The organism is Sphingobium sp. OAS761 (assembly GCF_024168485.1).
In the GTDB taxonomy this organism is placed as follows: Bacteria; Pseudomonadota; Alphaproteobacteria; order Sphingomonadales; family Sphingomonadaceae; genus Sphingobium.
Map to the genome: position 1 here is coordinate 1 of NZ_JALJVY010000031.1, position 2508 is coordinate 2508.

Genomic DNA, 2508 nt, shown 5'->3' on the forward strand with positions numbered 1-2508 from the left:
GTAAGCGCTAAAACACTCCCACTGGGAGGCGTTAGGCGGCCTGATCGATGACGGCGCTGACGGGAGCGCGGCTATCTAGCCAGTTGTAGGGGAGCAGATCATCGATCGGATCTGCGTCGCCGCGCAGGACGATACGGGCGAGGACGTCGGTGAGGTAGGCCTGCGGGTTGATACCGCTCAGTTTGCAGGTTTCGATGAGGCTGGCGAACGTCGCCCAGTTTTCAGCCCCCAGATCATGACCTGTGAACAGGGCATTTTTCCGCTGGAGGGTAAGCGGCCTGATTGACCGCTCAACGGTGTTGTTGTCCAGCTCGATCCGTCCATCCTTGAGGAAGCGGACGAGGCCTTTCCAGTGGTTGAGGGTGTAGCCGATGGCCTCAGCCGTGTTGGAGCTCCGCGGCAGCTTGGGCAGCATTTCCTCAAGCCAGGGCCGCATGTCGGCGATGATCGGGGCGGATTCAGCCTGGCGCACCGCCAACCTGTGTTCGGGGCTGGAGCCTCGGATACGCGCCTCGATCTTATAGAGGCTGGCGATCCGCCGCAGCGCCTCATCGGCGACCGGAGCGTTGCCACCCTTGGCGTCGTCAAAGAAGCCACGCCTAACATGCGCCCAGCAGAAGGCGAGCGTTCCCGGGCCGCCCTTCCGGTCCGGCGCCTCTATGTGCTTATAGGCACCATAGCCATCGCATTGGACGATGCCGGTGAAGTCCCCGAGCAGCTTTTCCGCCCAGACTTTTCCGCGACCCGGCATGTAGGTGTAGGCGACCGCGGGTGGATCGGCGCCGTCATGCGCGCCATCATCACGAGCGATCGCCCAGAGATATCCCGTCTTCACCTTGCCGGTGCCAGGCGCCAGGACCTTGGCGGTGGTCTCATCGACGAACAGCCTCGCGCCCGACAGCAGGTCCACTTTCATCCGGCTGGTCAGGCGACCAAGCCAGGCCGCAGCTCGACCCGCCCAGTTGCACATGGTTCCCCGGTCGACCTCGATGCCCTGCCGCCGCAGCGCCTGCGCTTGCCGATAGAAGGGCATGTGATCGGCATATTTCTTGACCAGAACATCGGCGATCAGCGCCTCGGTGGGCAGGCCGCCTGGCACCACGTGCTTGGGCGCTGGCGCCTGGAACACCCCCTCGCTGCACGCGCGGCACGCCATTCTCGGCCGAGAAGTCACGATGACGCGATACTGGACCGGGATGACATCAAGCCGGCTCGATATGTCGCTGTCTATGCAGTGCAGCGCGCCTCCGCAGCAGGGACATTCCTTCTCGTCTGGAAGGACTACTTCCTCAACGCGGGTCAGGTGCGCGGGCAACGACGCCCGTGCTGTCCCGCTTTCCCTTCGCGCCCGCTCCTTCTTCTGGCCCGCCGCCTGCTCGCCAAGCGCCTCCAGTTCAGCGCGGGCGACGTCGAGATCATCAAAGGCAAGCGCCAACTGATCTTCGTTCAGCTTTTCTGAGCGTTTCCCGAATGTCGTGCGGGTGATCTGGTCGATGATATGCTGCATCCGAGCTTCACGCTCGAGGCCGGCCAGGACCATCGCCTTGAGGGTGGCGACATCGTCAGGAAGGTCGGCTGCCGTGGCGGACATGCCCCATTTCTGGCAGTTTCGGAGCAGTCGGCAATGGCATTTCGATCAGGGGAATCGGGCGTGCGACCTATCGTGTCGTCACCGGAACCTGAGTGCGCGGCGTGTGCATTTTCGACCATTGCAGCCCTTCGAACAAGGCCGAGGCCTGCGATGCCGACAGCCGCATCACGCCATCGTGCGCCCGGGGCCAATGGAAGCCTCCGGTCTGCAAGACCTTGCTCACAAGCACCAGGCCCGTGCCGTCCCACACCAGTAGCTTGATCCTGTTCGCCCGCTTCGAGCGGAAGATGAAGACCACCCCAGAGAAGGGCTTGAGTCCGAGTTCATGCTCGACCAGCGCCGCCAGGCTGATCGCGCCTTTTCTGAAGTCGACCGGCTTTGTCGCCACCATCACCTTGAGCGGCCCTGGCGGAATGATCATCCCGACCGGCTCACAGCGGCGAGCACCCGGGCGATATGTTCCTCGCTCGCGCCCGGCGGCACGTGGATCGCGACGGCGGCCGTACGGATCACGATCTCATCGCCTCCACCATCAGCCGAGCTGGGATCACCCGAATCTTCGATCACCGCCGGAACAAAGCCCAGCTTCTTGCTCGCCAGGCGCTTGCCCGGAATGCTGTCATGCCGCCATGCGTAGAGCTGCTGCGGCAGCAGCCCATGCGTTCGCGCAATTTCCGCGATGTTGGCGCCGGGTTCAAAACTCGACGCGATGATCCGTGCCTTGGCCTCGGCCGACCAGCGCCGCCGCATCGGCCCTGCTGGAATGACATCCATACGCGAGGGCCGCTGACCCTCCTGCCTTTCGAAACCTGTTTCGAATGTTCTTACATCATCAGCCACTACGATACCCCTCGGATGAGGGGCGAAACATAGCCAGATCAGCGCCTACGAAAATGTGGGGAGGTTTTCGCGCTTAC

The 2508-nt window shown here is 63.2% G+C and carries 3 protein-coding genes; all 3 read right to left on the reverse strand.

Annotated elements, in window-relative coordinates; translation table 11 throughout:
• Nucleotides 1-31: 31 nt before the first annotated feature.
• Nucleotides 32-1591 carry an IS66 family transposase gene (locus J3E64_RS20550; protein ID WP_253345113.1) on the reverse strand — a complete coding sequence of 520 codons (1560 nt, stop codon included), beginning with the start codon at nt 1589-1591 and terminating at the stop codon, nt 32-34.
• A gap of 67 nt (nt 1592-1658) precedes the next feature.
• Nucleotides 1659-2012 carry an IS66 family insertion sequence element accessory protein TnpB gene (tnpB, locus tag J3E64_RS20555; RefSeq protein WP_253345114.1) on the reverse strand — a complete coding sequence of 118 codons (354 nt, stop codon included), beginning with the start codon at nt 2010-2012 and terminating at the stop codon, nt 1659-1661.
• On the reverse strand, nt 2009-2431 hold the full coding sequence (locus J3E64_RS20560; protein ID WP_253345115.1) for a transposase: 423 nt from the start codon (nt 2429-2431) through the stop codon (nt 2009-2011). Before J3E64_RS20560 ends, tnpB begins: the two co-directional genes overlap by 4 nt.
• Nucleotides 2432-2508: the final 77 nt, after the last annotated feature.

Coding starts and splice junctions, on each gene's coding strand:
- tnpB (WP_253345114.1), bottom strand. CDS start 2,012: ATGATCATTCCGCCAGGGCCGCTCAAGGTGATGGTGGCGACAAAGCCG.
- J3E64_RS20550 (WP_253345113.1), bottom strand. CDS start 1,591: ATGTCCGCCACGGCAGCCGACCTTCCTGACGATGTCGCCACCCTCAAG.